Annotated in this window: 15 protein-coding genes; 8 read left to right on the forward strand and 7 right to left on the reverse strand. The window is 68.0% G+C overall.

Annotated features, from left to right (window positions below; translation table 11 throughout):
• Positions 1-123 precede the first annotated feature (123 nt).
• Positions 124-348, forward strand: a complete 225-nt coding sequence (locus AC1DC5_RS16330; RefSeq protein ID WP_476865820.1) for a PLDc N-terminal domain-containing protein — start codon at positions 124-126, stop codon at positions 346-348.
• A gap of 85 nt (positions 349-433) precedes the next feature.
• Here AC1DC5_RS16330 and AC1DC5_RS16335 read toward each other — a convergent pair whose 3' ends face one another.
• The 3 genes from AC1DC5_RS16335 to AC1DC5_RS16345 are packed head-to-tail and all read right to left on the reverse strand — an operon-like array spanning position 434 to position 4,166.
• Positions 434-2,977 (reverse strand): MMPL family transporter, encoded by a 2,544-nt coding sequence (locus AC1DC5_RS16335; RefSeq protein ID WP_476865821.1) that lies wholly within the window; start codon positions 2,975-2,977, stop codon positions 434-436.
• Position 2,978: 1 nt separating this feature from the next.
• On the reverse strand, positions 2,979-3,746 hold the full coding sequence (locus tag AC1DC5_RS16340; RefSeq protein WP_476865822.1) for a TetR/AcrR family transcriptional regulator: 768 nt from the start codon (positions 3,744-3,746) through the stop codon (positions 2,979-2,981).
• 27 nt (positions 3,747-3,773) lie between these two features.
• Positions 3,774-4,166 carry a YbjQ family protein gene (locus tag AC1DC5_RS16345; protein ID WP_441407090.1) on the reverse strand — a complete coding sequence of 131 codons (393 nt, stop codon included), beginning with the start codon at positions 4,164-4,166 and terminating at the stop codon, positions 3,774-3,776.
• Positions 4,167-4,390: 224 nt separating this feature from the next.
• On the opposite strand from AC1DC5_RS16345, the gene AC1DC5_RS16350 reads away from it, so the two are divergent.
• A complete protein-coding gene (locus AC1DC5_RS16350) occupies positions 4,391-4,957 on the forward strand; it encodes a hypothetical protein (protein ID WP_476865823.1) in 567 nt (188 codons plus the stop codon).
• 94 nt (positions 4,958-5,051) lie between these two features.
• Here the strand turns inward: AC1DC5_RS16350 and AC1DC5_RS16355 are convergent, their stop codons facing one another.
• Positions 5,052-6,512, reverse strand: coding sequence for a dicarboxylate/amino acid:cation symporter (locus AC1DC5_RS16355; protein ID WP_476865824.1), 1,461 nt, complete (start codon positions 6,510-6,512; stop codon positions 5,052-5,054).
• A gap of 252 nt (positions 6,513-6,764) precedes the next feature.
• Between AC1DC5_RS16355 and AC1DC5_RS16360 the strand changes: the two genes are divergently transcribed.
• Entirely contained in the window at positions 6,765-7,127 is a 363-nt protein-coding gene (locus AC1DC5_RS16360) for a VOC family protein (RefSeq protein ID WP_441407093.1), read from the forward strand.
• A gap of 24 nt (positions 7,128-7,151) precedes the next feature.
• Here AC1DC5_RS16360 and AC1DC5_RS16365 read toward each other — a convergent pair whose 3' ends face one another.
• Genes AC1DC5_RS16365 through AC1DC5_RS16375 form a run of 3 tightly spaced genes read right to left on the reverse strand, consistent with a single transcriptional unit; the run spans position 7,152 to position 10,720 of the window.
• Positions 7,152-8,846, reverse strand: a complete 1,695-nt coding sequence (locus AC1DC5_RS16365) for a DUF885 domain-containing protein (RefSeq protein WP_476865825.1) — start codon at positions 8,844-8,846, stop codon at positions 7,152-7,154.
• Positions 8,847-8,900: 54 nt separating this feature from the next.
• The gene (locus tag AC1DC5_RS16370; protein ID WP_476865838.1) at positions 8,901-9,131 is read right to left on the reverse strand and encodes an acyl-CoA carboxylase subunit epsilon; all 231 of its coding nucleotides are present in this window, start codon (positions 9,129-9,131) and stop codon (positions 8,901-8,903) included.
• 5 nt (positions 9,132-9,136) lie between these two features.
• A complete protein-coding gene (locus AC1DC5_RS16375) occupies positions 9,137-10,720 on the reverse strand; it encodes an acyl-CoA carboxylase subunit beta (RefSeq protein WP_441407096.1) in 1,584 nt (527 codons plus the stop codon).
• Between the two features lie 431 nt (positions 10,721-11,151).
• Between AC1DC5_RS16375 and AC1DC5_RS16380 the strand changes: the two genes are divergently transcribed.
• The 5 genes from AC1DC5_RS16380 to AC1DC5_RS16400 form a co-directional block, all read left to right on the forward strand.
• A complete protein-coding gene (locus AC1DC5_RS16380) occupies positions 11,152-12,054 on the forward strand; it encodes an SDR family oxidoreductase (protein WP_476865826.1) in 903 nt (300 codons plus the stop codon).
• A gap of 187 nt (positions 12,055-12,241) precedes the next feature.
• A complete protein-coding gene (locus AC1DC5_RS16385) occupies positions 12,242-13,162 on the forward strand; it encodes a biotin--[acetyl-CoA-carboxylase] ligase (protein ID WP_476865827.1) in 921 nt (306 codons plus the stop codon).
• Positions 13,155-13,778, forward strand: coding sequence for a PH domain-containing protein (locus AC1DC5_RS16390; protein ID WP_476865828.1), 624 nt, complete (start codon positions 13,155-13,157; stop codon positions 13,776-13,778). The genes AC1DC5_RS16385 and AC1DC5_RS16390 overlap by 8 nt, the downstream gene beginning before the upstream one ends.
• Positions 13,768-15,156, forward strand: coding sequence for an adenylate/guanylate cyclase domain-containing protein (locus tag AC1DC5_RS16395; protein WP_476865829.1), 1,389 nt, complete (start codon positions 13,768-13,770; stop codon positions 15,154-15,156). Before AC1DC5_RS16390 ends, AC1DC5_RS16395 begins: the two co-directional genes overlap by 11 nt.
• A 156-nt stretch (positions 15,157-15,312) precedes the next feature.
• On the forward strand, positions 15,313-15,779 hold a 467-nt coding region (locus tag AC1DC5_RS16400), incomplete at its 3' end, for a hypothetical protein (protein ID WP_476865830.1).

Genomic DNA, 15,779 nt, shown 5'->3' on the forward strand with positions numbered 1-15,779 from the left:
GGGGAGTTATGGGCGCGTAGTGACCCCGCGTTGCTGGAGAGCGGTACCGGGGTCCTGTGAGGAGGGGGCTGCTGGCGGTAGGGTCTACTGCATCCGCACGCCGCACGATTTTCTTGGGGAAAAATGATGCTGACATCAAACATGGCCGAATTAGTGCCGGACTGGAGCCTTCTGGGTATCCCCCTAATTGCGGGCGTGGTCCTGTTCGTGGTTGCGCTGATCAGCATCGCCCGGAACAGGTCCTACACGTCCGGGGGCACCGTCGTGTGGGCCCTCATCGTTCTTGCGCTGCCGCTGCTTGGGCCGGTGCTGTGGTTCCTGATCGGGCGGAGGGCGCAGTCCTCCTAGGCAGAGCAACGCGGGGTCACCTGCCGCCCATCCGGAGGGGATTAATGGGCGGTAGATGACCCCGCGTTGCACTGGGACGTGCCGGTCAGCGCGCGCCGACCTCTTCGGGCTCCGGCTCGGCGACGTCCGCCGTCGTTGTGCCCGGCTGGCGCAGCTTGGCGCCCTCCACGTCGACGTCGGGCAGGATGCGGTCCAGCCAGCGCGGCAGCCACCAGGCCTTTTCGCCGAGCAGGTACATCACGGCCGGGACGATCGTCATGCGGACCACGAAGGCGTCGATCAGCACGCCGAAGGCCATGGCGAAGCCGAGCGGGCGGACCATGTTCAGGTGCGAGAAGATGAAGCCCGAGAACACGCTGACCATGATGATCGCGGCGGCGGTGACCACGGCGGCGGCGTGGCTGAAGCCGGAACGGACCGCGTGCTTGGCCGGTTCGCCGTGCATGTAGGACTCGCGCATGCCGGACGCGATGAACACCTGATAGTCCATGGCCAGGCCGAACAGCACGCCGATCAGGATAATCGGCAGGAAGCTCAGCACGGCGCCCGGATTCTCGACGCCGAAGATGCCCCCGAGCCAGCCCCACTGGTAGACCGCGACGACGGCGCCGAAGGCGGCGGCGAGGGAGAGCAGGAACCCGCCGGTGGCGAGCAGCGGCACCCAGATGGAGCGGAACACGAGCAGCAGCAGGATCAGCGACAGCCCCACCACGATGGCCAGGTACGGCGGCAGTGCGTCGCCGAGTTTGGTGGACACATCCACGTTGCCGGCGGTCTGTCCGGTGAGGCCGATGCTGACGCCGGTGGAGTCCTTGATCTGGCCCTTTTCGGCGCGGAGCTCGGAAACCACCCGGACGGTGCTGGCGCTGGCCGGGCCCTCGTTCGGGATGACCTGGAACACCGCGGTGCGGCGGTCCTCGCTCAGGGCCAGCGGCACGGCGGCGCTGACATTGTCCGTTCCGCGCAGGATGTCCGCGACGTCGAACTGCTTGGCCTGCGCCTCGGCTTCGCTGAGCCCCGCGGGGAAGTCGCCCACCACGATGATCGGGCCGGTCATGCCCTCGCCGAAGCTCCGCTTGGTGACGTCATAGGCCTTGAACGCCTGCGACGCGACCGGCTCGGAACTGGCGTCCGGCAGCGCGAGCCGCAGCTGGCTCGCGGGCAGCGCCACGATACCCAGCAGCACCACACCGGCCAGCAGCGCCAGCCACGGGTGGTTGGTGACAATGCCGCCCCAGCCGTGGCTGCTGCGGTATTCCTCCTTGGCGCGGTCCTCGGTTTCATGGCCGGGTGCGGCATTGTGCTTCTCCGCCTTGGCCCAGGCCCGCTTGGAGATCAGCTTCCGGCCCACGAGCGAGAGGATGGCAGGTGTCAGGGTCAGGGCGACGACGACGGCGACCGCCACCGTTCCGGCTGCCGAGAGGCCCATGACGGCAAGGAACGGCAGGCCCGGGACGACGAGGGCCGCGAGGGCGATGATGACGGTCAGGCCGGCGAAGAGCACGGCGTTGCCTGAGGTGCCGGTGGCCAGCGCCACGGACTCCTCGGCGTCCATCCCGGCGAGCAGCTGGCCGCGGTGCCGGTTGACGATGAACAGGGAGTAGTCGATCCCGACCGCCAGGCCCAGCATCAGCGCCAGCATCGGGGAGATGGAGCTCATGTCCACGGCGCCGCTGAGGGCGAACGTGGCGCCGACGCCGACGGCGACGCCGACAAGTGCCATCAGCAGCGGCAGGCCGGCGGCGATCAGGGTGCCGAGCATGATGATGAGCACCAGGGCGGCCACGGCGATGCCGATGATCTCGGCGGTGCCGAAGAGCTCGGAGATGTCCTCGCTGATTTCCTTGCTGGGCAGGGCTGTCACGTCGGCGGCGGAAACCTCGCCGACGATGTCCTGGACCTGCTGGCGTACCTCGGGGTTGAGCCCGTTGATCGACGTCCTGAACTGGACCTGGGCAATCGCGGCCTTGCCGTCCTCGGAGACGAAGCGGAGGCCCTCAGAGGCCTTCAGCTGGCGCGTTCCCAGGGCCAGCTTGGCCTCGCCGGCTTCCAGTTCCGCTGTACCGGCGTCGAGCTTTGCCTGACCTTCGGCGAGGGCCGCCTTCTGCTGGCCGAGCCGGGCCTCGATCGCGGCCGGCGGCATGCCGGCGGCGGCCATCTGCTGCTCGGCGGCTTCCAGCTGGGCCTTTCCGGCGGCGAGCTCGGCGGCGGACGCCTCCAGCCGGGCCTTGCCGGCAGCGGACTGCTCCTTGCCGGCGGCGAGGTCCGCGGCGGCCTTGTCGAGCTGCGCCTGGGTGGCGAACGGGTCCACCGTGCCCTGGACGTCCGGAAGCGTTTTGAGTTTGGTCAGCGCGGCGGACACGGCGTCCTTGCCCGCCTGGCTGAACTGGGCGCCGTTGGCTTCAAAGACAACGCTGGCGGAACCACCCGAAGAGGAGGGGAGCTCCTTTTTGAGCTTGTCCGCCATCTGCTGGGTTTCGGTTCCCGGGATCTGGAAGTTGTTGGACAGCGTGCCGTGGAAGGCGGCCGCCGCGCCGCCCACCGCCACCATCACTGCGAGCCACAGCGAGACGACGAGCCAGCGGTGGCGGTAAGAGAACTTGCCGAGGCGGTAGAGCAGTAGGGCCATGTCAGTGCCGATCTGGGGAAGGGGTGGCGGTGGACGTGTCGGCCGGGGTGGTGGCCGGGGTGGAGGTGACTGCCTGGGCGGCGGTGTCGGGGCGGGCAAACCCTGAGCCCAGCAGGCTCATGGAATCGATCAGGAGCTGGCGCAGGCTGGACAGGGAGTCCGGGGTGAGGGATCCGCCGCACCGGGCGAACCAGACGTCCATGGCGGCCTTGCCGCAGGAGATGACGGAGCCGGCCAGGGCGCGGAGGTACAGTTCGTCGAGTTCGACGCCGCCGGCCCCGCTGGAACGCTCACGGGCCGCGGCAATGATCTGCGCGGTGCAGTGGTCCCAGGCTTCCAGCTCGGACCGGCTGAGCTGCGGATTGGCCTGGCCCAGGCTGTACAGCTCGGCCAGCGGGGCCACCGTCATCGGGTCTGCGAGTTCCACGAGCGCCGCCCGGGCCGATTCCATGAACGGTTCCCCGGCCGGCCGCAGCCGGAACTGCTGGAGTGCCTTGTCCAGGAAGCCGAAGGTGACGGCGGCAATGGCCGCCTCGGTGCTGCCGAAGTAGTTGAAGAACGTGCGGCGGGAGATGCCGGCGGCGTCGGCGATGTCCTCGACCGTGAAGTTGCCGGGGCCGTTGGACTTGAGCAGCGCCAGGGCGGCGTCGGTGATGGCCTGGCGGGTGGCCGCTTTGTTCAGCTCGCGCCGCGACGGCGCCGACGGCGGGCCGGCGGGCACGGAAGTCTCAGGGGGCGCGGCATCGCTGGGGGAGGGGGAAGCGGGCACGCAATTACACTACGTGCATGTTTGCACTCAGGGCAACTTTTCCCCGCCCGCGGATTTGGTGAGGAAGATGGACTGTCCCGTGGCGCCGGGTTCGCCTTCCGGGATGGGGATGGCGAAGACGGCGGTGCCGTAGGCGCACACCTCGGTCCAGGTCGCTGCCAGTTGGGAGTTGTCGAAGCGCATGGCCACGATGGCGTTGGCTCCGCGCTGCTCCGCCTCTTGGACCATCCGGGCCATGACCTCCTGCCGGCTCTCAGAGACCATGCGCGTCATCTCGGGCAGTTCCCCGCCGCCGATCGAGCGGAAGCTTGCCATCACCTGGCCGCCGATATCCCGGGCGCGGACGGTTAGACCCATCACCTCGCCGAAGACGGCGTCGATCCTGTGGCCGGGGATGTTATCGGAGGTTACGATCAGCATGCCCTGAGCGTACCCAGTCCCGGGCTGTCCTGGCCGGTCACCCTGCGAATAAATCCGGCAGAATCTCCCAAAGTATCCGCCCCGGGCGCGCCGGAACCTTCACAGGAAGATGAAAGGTTCCGAACAGCTCCTGCTAGAGCGGTCCGCGCAGACTTGAACTACGTCTTGAACGAGACAACCACCGCTACCCGCCGTGGCCACACGGACGAACCAGGAGACAACACATGTCACGCACGAAGAGAATGACCCTCGCCATTTCGGCCGGGGCCTTGGCCCTTGGCGCCGGCCTTGGTGTCACCGGGATGGCCTCCGCCACGACTACTCCGACACCCACCCCGAGCTCCAGCACGTCGACGGAGGCAACGCCTGGCACCACCGACGGCCAGGGCATGCGCGGCGGCTACGGGCACGGCAGGGGCGGGGACCGCGGCGTCGCCCAGGCTGCCGAGCTGGCAGCCAAGCTCGGCGTGGATGAAGCCAAGGTCAAGGAGGCCCTGCAGGCCTTCCGCGAAGCCAACAAGCCGACCACTCCGCCGGCCGACGGAACCAAGCCGGACCGCGCAGCCATGGAGGCGGCCCTCGCCAAGTCCCTCGCGTCCTCGCTGGGCATTGACGAGTCCAAGGTCACCGCGGCCCTCGAGGAACTCCGGACCGCGGAACAGGCCGACCGCGCCGCGGCGCTGAAGACCAGGCTGGACAAGGCCGTCACCGACGGGACCCTGACCCAGGCCGAGGCGGACGCCGTCACCAAGGCCGTCGAGAAGGGCGTCATCGGCGGCGGCGGACACTAGGACCCACACCGGCGCCGCCCCTGACACGGCTAGACGCAAAAGAAGTCCCCGGGAGCTTCCCGGGAACTTCTTTCGTTATGGCTCGCGCCCGCCGTTACGCCTTGGCGTCGGCCAGCTCGCGGCCCGCCGGCGACGCGGCGGGAGCATCTGCAGCCGAGGCATCCACGGCGACGGCGCCGGTGTCGACAGTTCCATCGGCGTCGTCGCTGAACGGGTCACCGTTGCGCAGTGCGTTGTACAGCGTCTCGTCCAGGATGCCCTGGCGCTTGGCCACGATCGTCGGAATCAGGGCCTGCCCGGCCACGTTGACGGCCGTGCGGCCCATGTCCAGGATCGGGTCGATCGCCAGCAGGAGTCCGACGCCGGCCAGCGGCAGTCCCAGCGTGGAGAGCGTCAGGGTCAGCATCACGACGGCGCCGGTGGTGCCGGCGGTCGCGGCGGAGCCCAGCACGGAGACGAGGGCGATTAGCAGGTACTGGGTGAAGTCGAGCTGGATGCCGAAGAACTGGGCCACGAAGATCGCGGAGATGGCCGGGTAGATCGCGGCGCAGCCATCCATCTTGGTGGTGGCGCCCAGCGGCACGGCGAAGGAGGCGTAGGCGCGGGGAACGCCCAGGGAGCGTTCGGTCACGCGCTGGGTCAGCGGCAGGGTGCCGATCGACGAGCGGGACACGAAAGCGAGCTGCACGGCCGGCCAGACGCCGGAGAAGTACTGCTTGATGGACAGCCCGTGGGTGCGGACCAGGACCGGGTAGACCACGAACAGCACCAGGGCCAGGCCCACATAGATGGCAAAGGTGAACTTGCCGAGCGAACCGATGGTGTCCCAGCCGTAGATCGCTACGGCGTTGCCGATCAGGCCGACGGTGCCGATCGGGGCGATCCGGATGATCCACCAGAGGACCTTCTGGATCACGGCGAGGGCGGAGGCGTTGAGGTTCAGGAACGGCTCGGCCGCCTTGCCCACCTTCAGCGCGGCGATGCCGACGGCGATCGCGATCACCAGGATCTGGAGGACATTGAAGCTCACGGAGGTGGTGGCGACGCCCTCGGTGACGGTGGTGCTGGCGCCGAGGCCCAGGAAGTTCTTCGGGAAGAGCCCGATCAGGAACGCCCACCAACTGCCCACCTTGGACGGTGCTTCGCCCTGGCCGGTGATGCCGGTGTTGGCGCCGGGCTGCAGGAGCACGCCCAGGCCGATGCCGATCAGCACCGAGACCAGCGCGGTGATGCCGAACCAGAGCAGTGTGTTCCAGGCCAGCCGGGCGGCGTTGGAGACAGCGCGCAGGTTGGAGATGGAACTGACGACGGCGGTGAAGATGAGGGGCACGACGGCGGTCTGCAGCAGCGAGACGTAGCTCGAGCCGATGGTCTGCAGGGTGGCGCCGAGGGCGTTGGGGTCCGCCTTGGTGCTGCCCGTGTACTTGGCCAGGAGGCCAAGGCCCAGGCCCACGATCAGGGCGGCGATGATCTGGAAGCCGAACGAGCCGGCCCATTTGGGCAGCTGGAAACCGGGCTTTCCTGCGGTTGCGGGGGTGCTTGTCTGAGTGGTCACCGGATCACGCTAGGACCGGACCACCTATCACGACGAACGCATGTTGAGAAATATTACGCGGCAGGCTCTGGGCTCCGGCGGCCGGATCTGCGGAAAGACGGCGGGAATCCACCTGTTTGTGAAGTTATTCCAGCCTCCGGTGTGGCGATTGTCTCGCCACACAGCTCGAGTTTGCAGTTCGCGGCAATGTTTCCGAAAAACATTGCCGCGAACTGCTATCTCGCGCACGGCGTCCGTCCTAGAGTGGTGGCCATGGCTATCGCACGCTTCCCCGCCGTCGTCCTCGACTGTCCCGACCCCAAGATCCTGGCCGAGTTCTACGGCGCCCTGCTCGACTGGAAAGTAGAGCCGGGCGACGACGCGAGCTGGTGGTCCGTCCGCGCCGAGTACGGCGACTCGATCAGTTTCCAGAAGGTCGAGTCCTTCAACCCGCCGCAATGGCCGGGCCAGGACGTGCCGCAGCAGATGCACCTCGACGTCGTGGTGGACGACCTCGACGACGCTGAGGCGGCGGTGCTCGAGCTCGGCGCGACCAAGCACGAGCACCAGCCGGGAACGACCTTCCGGGTCTTCCTCGACCCGGCCGGCCACCCCTTGTGCCTCTGCCTCAGCTGACGGCTTCTCAGCCGGGAACCTGCCTTACCCCAGCAGCGCGCGCTTCAGGGTGTCGAGGCCTACCGAACCGATGTTGAGCGCCTTCGTGTGGAAGGCCTTGAGCTCGAACCCGGGCCGGGATTCGAGCTCGGCGCGGATCTGCTCCCAGAGCCGCTGGCCCACCTTGTACGACGGCGCCTGCCCCGGCCAGCCGAGGTAGCGGGTGAACTCGAACTTCAGCTGCCCCTCGCTGATCGCGAGGTTCTGCTTGAGGAACTCGTAGCCCGTGTCCGGAGTCCAGGTGCCCGACCCCCAACGCTCGGGCACCTCCAACTCCAGATGTACGCCGATGTCGAACACCACCCGGGCCGCCCGCATGCGCTGCATGTCCAGCATGCCCATGTGGTCGCCGGGATCCTTCAGGTAGCCCAGTTCCTGCATGAGCTTCTCGGCGTACAGTGCCCAGCCTTCGCCGTGCCCGGAGGTCCAGCAGACGTTCCGGCGCCACTTGTTGAGCAGCTCGCGGCGGTAGGTGGCGGTCGCGACCTGAAGGTGGTGGCCCGGGACGCCCTCGTGGTAGACCGTGGTGGTCTCGGCCCAGGTGGTGAAGGTGTCTTCGCCCGGCGGTACGGACCACCACATGCGGCCCGGACGGCTGAAGTCATCCGAGGGCCCGGTGTAGTAGATGCCGCCCTCGTCGGTCGGGGCAATCTTGCACTCCAGGGTCTTCATGACCTCCGGGATGTCGAAATGCACGCCCGCGAGGTCTGACACGGCCTTGTCGGAGAGCTCCTGCATCCAGGCCTGGAGGGCGTCGGTGCCCTTGAGCTGCCGCGCGGGGTCGTTGTTCAGGGCCTCCTTGGCTTCCGCGATCGTGGCGCCGGGGCGGATCTCCCCGGCCACCCGCTCCTGTTCGGCGATCAGGCGGTCGAGCTCCTGCACGCCCCAGGCGTACGTTTCCTCCAGGTCCACGGTGGCGCCCAGGAAGTCGCGGGAGGCCAGCGAGTAGCGCTCGCGGCCGACGGCGTCCTTCTCCGGGGCGACGGGCAGCAACTCGGACTCCAGGAAGCCGGCCAGCCGGGAGTAGGCCACGCGCGCCGCGGCAGCGCCGGCGTCGAGCCTGGACTGCACGTCCCCGGGCAGCGGGCCTTCCGCGGTCTTGGCGTCGGCGGCCAGCTTTGCGAAGAAGCCGTCCTCCGCGGCGTGCTTGGTGGTCTGCTCGATCACGATCTTCACCTGCCGCAAGGCGGCGACTTTGCCGTCCTCCTTGGCGGCGCGCAGCGACTCGATGTAACCGTCCAGCGCGGCGGGGACGTTGTGCGCGCGCCCTGCGATGTGGTCCCACTGCTCCGCAGTGTCCGTCGGCATGAGGTCGAAGATCGCCCGGATCTCCTGCGCGGGGGAGGCGATGTTGTTCAGCTCGCCGAGGCCCCAGCCGGATTCGTGCAGTTCCAGCTGCAGGCCCAGGCGCTCCTGCATGGCATCCAGGGTGACGGCGTCGACGTCGTCCACGGGCTCCAGCCCGTCCAGCGCGGCGAGGGCCTCGCGCGCGGCGGCAGCGAACTCCTGGTGCCCTGCGGGGGAGAAGTCCTGGTATTCGGTCTCATGGCCGGGCAGCCCGAGTTCGGTGGCGAAGCTCGGGTTAAGCCGGATCAGGGTGTCCGTGAAGGAGTCGGCGACGGCATCGATGGCGGTCTGCGGGCGCGCGGCGGATGTGTTGTCAGTGGGTTCGATAGTCACCCGAACGAGACTAGCCGGGCTGCCGCTGTTATGAAAGGGTTGCTGAACTTTTTATTAGCCCCGGCTGCGCTTCCATGAGCCGGGACCCGGCTTCGGCGCCAGCTGCAGCTGCTGGCGGCGGATCCACTGCCGGGCGCTCGGCTTGGCCGGCGCGTCCGCTGCCCCGCTGCCCAGCGACAGCACGACGGCGGTCAGCGCCGCAAGCTCTTCCGGCGTCGGATCGCCCTTGGCGACGGTGAGCAGGCTCTCCGGCGCGGCCGTCCCGGCGGGGTCCACGGGCTCGATTCCGGTCACAGCGGGATGTTCCCGTGCTTCTTGGCGGGGAGGCTGGCACGCTTGTCCCGCAGGGCCCGCAGGCCTTTGATGATCTGCAGCCGGGTCTCGGACGGGGCGATGACGGCGTCCACGTAGCCGAGCTGGGCGGCCTGGTACGGGTTGAGCAGCTCTTCCTCGTACTGCCGGATGACCTCGGCACGCTTGGCTTCGACGTCGCCGCCGGCCTCCGCCACCGCGGCGAGCTCGCGGCGGTACAGGATGTTGACCGCGCCCTGGGCGCCCATGACGCCGATCTGCGCGGTGGGCCAGGCCAGGTTGAGGTCCGCGCCGAGCTTCTTCGAGCCCATCACGATGTACGCTCCGCCGTAGGCCTTGCGGGTGATGACGGTCAGCTTGGGCACGGTGGCCTCGGCGTAGGCATAGAGGAGCTTCGCGCCGCGGCGGATGATGCCCTGGAACTCCTGGTCCTTGCCCGGCAGGAAGCCCGGGACATCCACCAGCGTGATGATCGGGACGTTGAAGGCGTCGCAGTGCCGGACGAAGCGGGCGGCCTTTTCCGAGGCGGCGATGTCCAGGGTGCCGGCGAACTGCATCGGCTGGTTGGCCACGATCCCGACGGTGTGGCCCTCCACCCGGCCGTACCCGATGATCACGTTCGGCGCGTAGAGGGACTGCATCTCCAGGAAGTGCGCGTCGTCCACGATCTGCTCGATGACCTTGCGCATGTCGTAGGGCTGGTTGGCCGAGTCCGGGATGAGCGTGTCCAGGGCGAGGTCGTCGTCGTCGAGCTCCAGCTCCTGGGAGTGCTCCAGCACGGGGGCCTCGGCGAGGTTGTTGGACGGCAGGAAGTCCAGGAGTTCGCGGACGAATTCGATGGCGTCGGTTTCATCGGAGGCGAGGTAGGTGGAGGTGCCCGTGTTGGCGTTGTGCTGGCGGGCGCCGCCGAGGGTTTCCATGTCCACGTCCTCTCCCGTGACGGTCTTGATCACGTCCGGGCCGGTGATGAACATGTGCGAGGTCTTGTCCACCATGACCACATAGTCGGTCAGGGCGGGGGAGTAGGCCGCGCCGCCGGCGGAGGGGCCCATGATGAGCGAGATCTGCGGGACGACGCCGGACGCGTGCACGTTGTTGCGGAAGATGTCCGCGAACATGGCCAGCGAGGCGACGCCTTCCTGGATGCGGGCGCCGCCGCCGTCGAGGATGCCGACCACGGGGCAGCCGTTGCGCAGCGCGAATTCCTGGACCTTGACGATCTTCTCGCCGTTGACCTGGCTCAGCGAGCCGCCGTAAACGGAGAAGTCCTGGCTGTAGACGGCCACGGGACGGCCGTCAACGGTGCCGTAGCCGGAGACCAGGCCGTCGCCCAGCGGCTTCTTCTTCTCCATGCCGAAGGCGGTGGAGCGGTGCACGGCGAGGGCATCGAACTCGACGAAGGAGCCGGCATCCAGGAGCAGGTCGATGCGCTCGCGGGCGGTGTTCTTGCCGCGCGCGTGCTGCTTCTCGATCGCTTCCGGGCCGGAGGGCTGCTCGGCACGGGCCTGGCGGTCGCGGAAGTCGGCAATCTTTCCCGCGGTCGTGGTCAGATCGTGGCTCATCAAGTGTCTCCGGCTCTGTCGCTGATAGTTCTGCTGAATTCTCTGGTGCGGGTGGTGCTGTGCTGCGCCGGCCCTGTCCCGCGGGGCTCTTTAGTTGGTATCCACAAAAGCCGGGCCTTGTTGGCAAGTCTAGTGACGCTATTGACCCGCGCCGCTGTAGAAACCCTACAATTTTCCGGCGGAAGCTTCCCTGCCGCCGCGTCCGGCCGCCCGGCAATCCGCGGGAGGCGCCGGGCATCCAGTCTGGCCGGCCGGCGCGTTCCCGCCCAGTGACTGCCAGCGGCACCGGACTCCAGCCGGACTCCGGCCCCGGATTTCCGCGGGCGCCCGTGGCAATTCCGCACCCGGCGGCCGGGTAACCGGGCAGGAGCGTCGGGATCCACGCGCCATCAAGTATGTTACTCGCCAGTAACATCGGCTAGAGTGTCCTCATGACTTTGAGCAATGATGCTTCGGGCACCGCCCCGCAATCCCAGCAGCCAGGGCCCTACCAGGCCGCCGGTTCCCTCCAGGGCCGCACCATGCTCATCTCCGGGGGAAGCCGCGGCATCGGCCTGGCGATCGCCACCCGGGCCGCCCGCGACGGCGCCAACATTGTCCTGATGGCCAAGACCGGCCAGCCGCACGCCAAGCTGGAAGGCACGGTCTACTCCGCCGCCGAGCAGATCGAGGCCGCCGGCGGGCAGGCCCTGCCGCTGGTCGGGGATGTGCGCAACGACGCCGACGTCGCCGGGGCGGTTGCCGCCGCCGTGGAACGCTTCGGCGGGATCGACATCGTCATCAACAACGCCTCCGCGATCGACCTGTCCAAGACTGACGACGTCGACATGAAGCGCTACGACCTGATGCACGACATCAACGTCCGCGGCACGTTCCTGCTCTCCAAGCTCGCCCTGCCCGCCCTGCGCGAATCCGACGCCGGCCAGATCCTGACGCTCTCCCCGCCGCTGAACCTGGACCCCAAATGGGCCGGAATGCACCTGGCGTACACCATGGCGAAATACGGCATGAGCCTGACCACCCTGGGCCTGGCCGAGGAACTCAAAGCCGACGGCATCAGCGTGAACTCGCTGTGGCCCTGCACCCTGATCAACACGGCCGCCATCCGGAACATGCCGGGCGGCGACAAGATCGTCCGTGGCGCCCGCGGTCCCGAAATCATGGCAGACGCGGCCCACGCGGTACTGACCAACGCCACTGTTCCGGAAGGTGGAAGCCGGAGCGGCAATTTCTACACCGACGAGCAGGTCCTCGCCGCAGCAGGCGTCACGGACTTCACCCCGTACAGTCTGGGCGCCCCGGAAGACCGCCTGATCCCTGACATCTTCCTCTGAGTTTCCTGTTGATTCCGTGCCGGCAGCCTCGCCGGAAGGAGCCGTTGAAACTCCCCACTATTGACGCCCGCCCCCGGTCTGCCGCGGCGGTTCGGCCGGACACGCCGGCCGGGAGGCTCCAGACCCGGGGAGGATCCTGCAGCCGGGGCCGGAGCCGACGGCTGCGTAACTCGGTAGGATTCAAGGCATGGAAGCCGCGCAGGAAGCCCCGGACCGTCCGCCCCTCGATGTGAACGCCCTCAGCGATGAGGCGTTCCTTTCTGCCAACGGCATTCCCCGGCTCACCGTCGTGGAGTCCACTGGCTCCACCAATGCGGACCTCCTGCGCGGTGCCTCCGAGGATCCGCCCGCGTATCCGGACCTCACCGTGCTCACCGCCGAATACCAGACCGCTGCCCGCGGCCGCCTCGACCGGCACTGGGACGCGCCCGCCGGCAGTTCCGTCTCCGTGTCGCTGGTGCTGCGGCCGGTCAATGCGGAGGGGCGCCCGCTGCCCACCCACAGCTACTCGTGGCTGTCGCTGCTCGCGGCCCTTGCCCTGCGCGAGGCACTGCTGGAGACCGCCGGGATCCCCGCAGAACTCAAATGGCCCAACGACGTCCTGGTGCGCGGACGGAAGATCGCCGGCATCCTGGCCCAGCTGGGCCCGATGCAGGGCGGCGCCGTACCCCCGGTAGTGCTGGGGACCGGACTGAACGTCACCCTCACCGAAGCCGAACTCCCGGTGCCCACCGCCACGTCCGTCCTGCTGGAACACCCGACGTCGGTGGACCGGACCGAGCTGCTGAAGAGCTACTTGTCCCGGTTCGCGACGCTCTACCGCAGTTTCTGCAACGCCGACGGCGATCCCACCGCCGGGATGGCCGGCGGCCCCTCACTGCACAAGCGCGTGGAGCACCTGCTCACGACTCTCGGCAAGCAGGTCCGGGCCCAGCTTCCGGGCGACCACGAGATCATCGGCCACGCCACCCGCCTCGATGACTACGGATCGCTCCTGGTGGTGGACTCCGGCGGACACGAGCATGTGGTGACGGCCGGCGATGTGGTGCACCTGCGCCCCTGGACGCCTCCCGGCCAGAATGCGGGGCACGAAAGCGGTTATGCGTAAAGAGCTCCTCCCGGGGGAACAGGTGATTGTGGTGACCCGGCCGCAGCCCCGGACCCTGACCGTTCCGGCGCTGCTGTTCATTCTGGCTCCGGCGCTCGCCGCCTATGCCAGCGCCTGGATCGTGAAGGGCGGGCCCGCCAAGCTGGCCCCGATCATTGCCCAGCAGGCCAAGGAGTGGACTCCCTGGCTGATCGGGGCATGCATTGCACTGGCGGGCTGGGTGCTGCTGGGCTACTGCCTGCCGCGGGTGATGACCTGGCACGCCACGAAGTACACGCTGACCAGCCAGCGGCTGATTGCCCGCCACGGCATGCTGCGGCGGCGCGATCAGCAGGTTTCCCTGGCCACCGTTCGTAATGTGGTGATCCATCAGTCGTTGCTCCAGCGCGTATTGCGATCCGGGAATATATCCTTGGATACCGGGCACCCCAACAGCGCGGTGCTACCCGATGTTCCGGAAGTCGCAACGTTCCGTAACTTCATCCTCGACGCCATCAACGACCTCCCGCAGGGCGGGGTCCTGAGCGTCGAGGGAGTTCCGTACAACAACGCCAGCCCCTGGCAGACAGAGCCCTGGCCCTTGGATGTGAGAGAAGGTGGAAGAGATGAGCGCTGAAAACGTGCACCGGGAGACGGGACTCCTGGCCGACCAGCCGTCGCACGTTTCGGATGCCTTCGTTGAGGCCGCCGGCCTCGAAGCGGCAGTCTTCGAATCCCTCGCCGAGACCTCGGACGACGGCGCCGCCGGGACCTCCGCCGTGCACAATCAGGCGGCGCCGGATGAGACTGTCCCCGATCAAACTGTCCCCGATCAGGCTGTGGCAGATCCCGACGACGCCGATTCGGCCGACTCCGACTCCGATTCATCAGACGCCGACGCCGAAACCGACACCGACACCGACGACAGCCCCGAACAGCCAACGCCAACCGCCGCCCCGCCCACCGGCACCATGTCCGCCGAACGCATCGCCTTGAAAGCCCTCGAACAACGCCTGCTCGGCGGTGAACGCAAGCTCCGCCGTCGTGAAGTCGCATCCGGCGCCGGCCTGTCCTTGCTCTCTGCCCGGAAACTCTGGCGCGCCCTGGGCTTTCCCAACATCGACGACGAGGATGTCGCCTTCACCGAACGCGACCAGGCCGCGCTGAACACCATCGTGGACCTGGTCCGCGCCGGCAAGCTCACCGAGGAAGCCGCCATCTCCGTCACCCGCGCCATCGGCCAGATGACGGACCGCATGGTGGTCTGGCAGGTCGAGGCCCTCGTGGAGGACATGGTCCAGAACCAGGGTGTCACCGACGCCGTGGCCCGCAAACGCCTGGTCGGTGAACTGCCGTCCCTTGTGGACGCGCTCGAGGAGATGCTGCTCTACTCCTGGCGCCGCCAGCTCAACGCCGGCGTCCAGCGCCTTGCCGTGCGCGCCGAAGCCGGGCTGGCGTCCAGCGAGGAAGGCCGCGAAGGCGACGAGGACGATGCCCCGCTGCCCCTGGCCCGGGCCGTCGGCTTCGCTGACCTGGTTTCCTACACGAGCCTGTCCCGCCGGATGAACGAAAAGACCCTCGCCCAGCTGGTCCAGCGCTTCGAAAACAAGTGCGCAGAGATCATCTCGGTGGGCGGCGGACGGCTGGTCAAGACGGTCGGCGACGAAGTCCTCTACATCGCCGAGACCCCCGCGGCCGGCGCCGAAATCTCCCTCGCCCTGTGCCAGGCCTTCACCGATGACGAAATCCTGCCGCAGGCGCGCGTGGCCATGGTGTGGGGCCGGATCCTTTCCCGGCTCGGCGACATCTACGGCCCCACCGTCAACTTGGCGGCGCGGCTCACCGCGCTGGCAGATCCGGGAACGGTGCTGGTGGATTCCATGACCGCGGGCGCGCTGGAGCAGGACGAACGGTTTGTCCTGCTGCCGCGGCAGGCCGAGGACGTCCGCGGCTTCGGCGAGATCCACCCGGTGGAGCTCCAGCGGGGCAGCGGCCGCGGACTGGTCCTGGACTAAACGGCCCTGAGCTGGGCCGACGCTGATCCCGCCCGACTTGAAGCAGCCAAGGTTTCTCTAATCGATGGCTAATATGCAATAGTCGAAGCTATCTGGCACCACCACGGGCGATGCCCCGTGCGCGGCGGCCGTGACCTTCTGGGGGACACAGCACACATGAAGACCTTCCTCGCTGCCCTGCGGCCCAAAACCCGCCGGCAGGTTGCTGCGCGTCCGCTCACCGCCCGCCGCCGACGCTTCCTCGCCGGAACCGGCCTCGCCGTTGCCTCCGCCGTCCTCGTCACCGGCGCCATCATTTATCCGGGGTTTAAGACCACTGAGGTGGAGTTGAATGACGGCGGGGTGTGGGTGGTCTCGAAGTCGAAGAACGCCGTGGGCCGGTTGAATTATCCGTCGCGTGTTTTGGATGGGGCGGTGACGCCGGCGTCGACGACGTTTGATGTGTTGCAGGATGCCGGGACGGTGTTGGTGGATGATGCTGCGGGGTCGACGTTGAATCAGGTGTCGGCGGCGCAGATGCGGTTGGGCGGGGATAAGAAGTTGCCGGGGTCGGCTGAGGTGAGTTTCGGGTCGAAGGTCATTTCGGTGACGGATGCGGCGAAGGGCTCGGTGTGGGCGTTGTC

It is taken from the genome of Arthrobacter sp. 10L424 (assembly GCF_056395325.1).

Coding starts and splice junctions, on each gene's coding strand:
- AC1DC5_RS16330 (WP_476865820.1), top strand. CDS start 124: ATGATGCTGACATCAAACATGGCCGAATTAGTGCCGGACTGGAGCCTT.
- AC1DC5_RS16395 (WP_476865829.1), top strand. CDS start 13,768: ATGAGCGCTGAAAACGTGCACCGGGAGACGGGACTCCTGGCCGACCAG.
- AC1DC5_RS16360 (WP_441407093.1), top strand. CDS start 6,765: ATGGCTATCGCACGCTTCCCCGCCGTCGTCCTCGACTGTCCCGACCCC.
- AC1DC5_RS16335 (WP_476865821.1), bottom strand. CDS start 2,977: ATGGCCCTACTGCTCTACCGCCTCGGCAAGTTCTCTTACCGCCACCGC.
- AC1DC5_RS16345 (WP_441407090.1), bottom strand. CDS start 4,166: ATGCTGATCGTAACCTCCGATAACATCCCCGGCCACAGGATCGACGCC.
- AC1DC5_RS16375 (WP_441407096.1), bottom strand. CDS start 10,720: ATGAGCCACGATCTGACCACGACCGCGGGAAAGATTGCCGACTTCCGC.
- AC1DC5_RS16390 (WP_476865828.1), top strand. CDS start 13,155: ATGCGTAAAGAGCTCCTCCCGGGGGAACAGGTGATTGTGGTGACCCGG.
- AC1DC5_RS16350 (WP_476865823.1), top strand. CDS start 4,391: ATGTCACGCACGAAGAGAATGACCCTCGCCATTTCGGCCGGGGCCTTG.
- AC1DC5_RS16380 (WP_476865826.1), top strand. CDS start 11,152: ATGACTTTGAGCAATGATGCTTCGGGCACCGCCCCGCAATCCCAGCAG.
- AC1DC5_RS16385 (WP_476865827.1), top strand. CDS start 12,242: ATGGAAGCCGCGCAGGAAGCCCCGGACCGTCCGCCCCTCGATGTGAAC.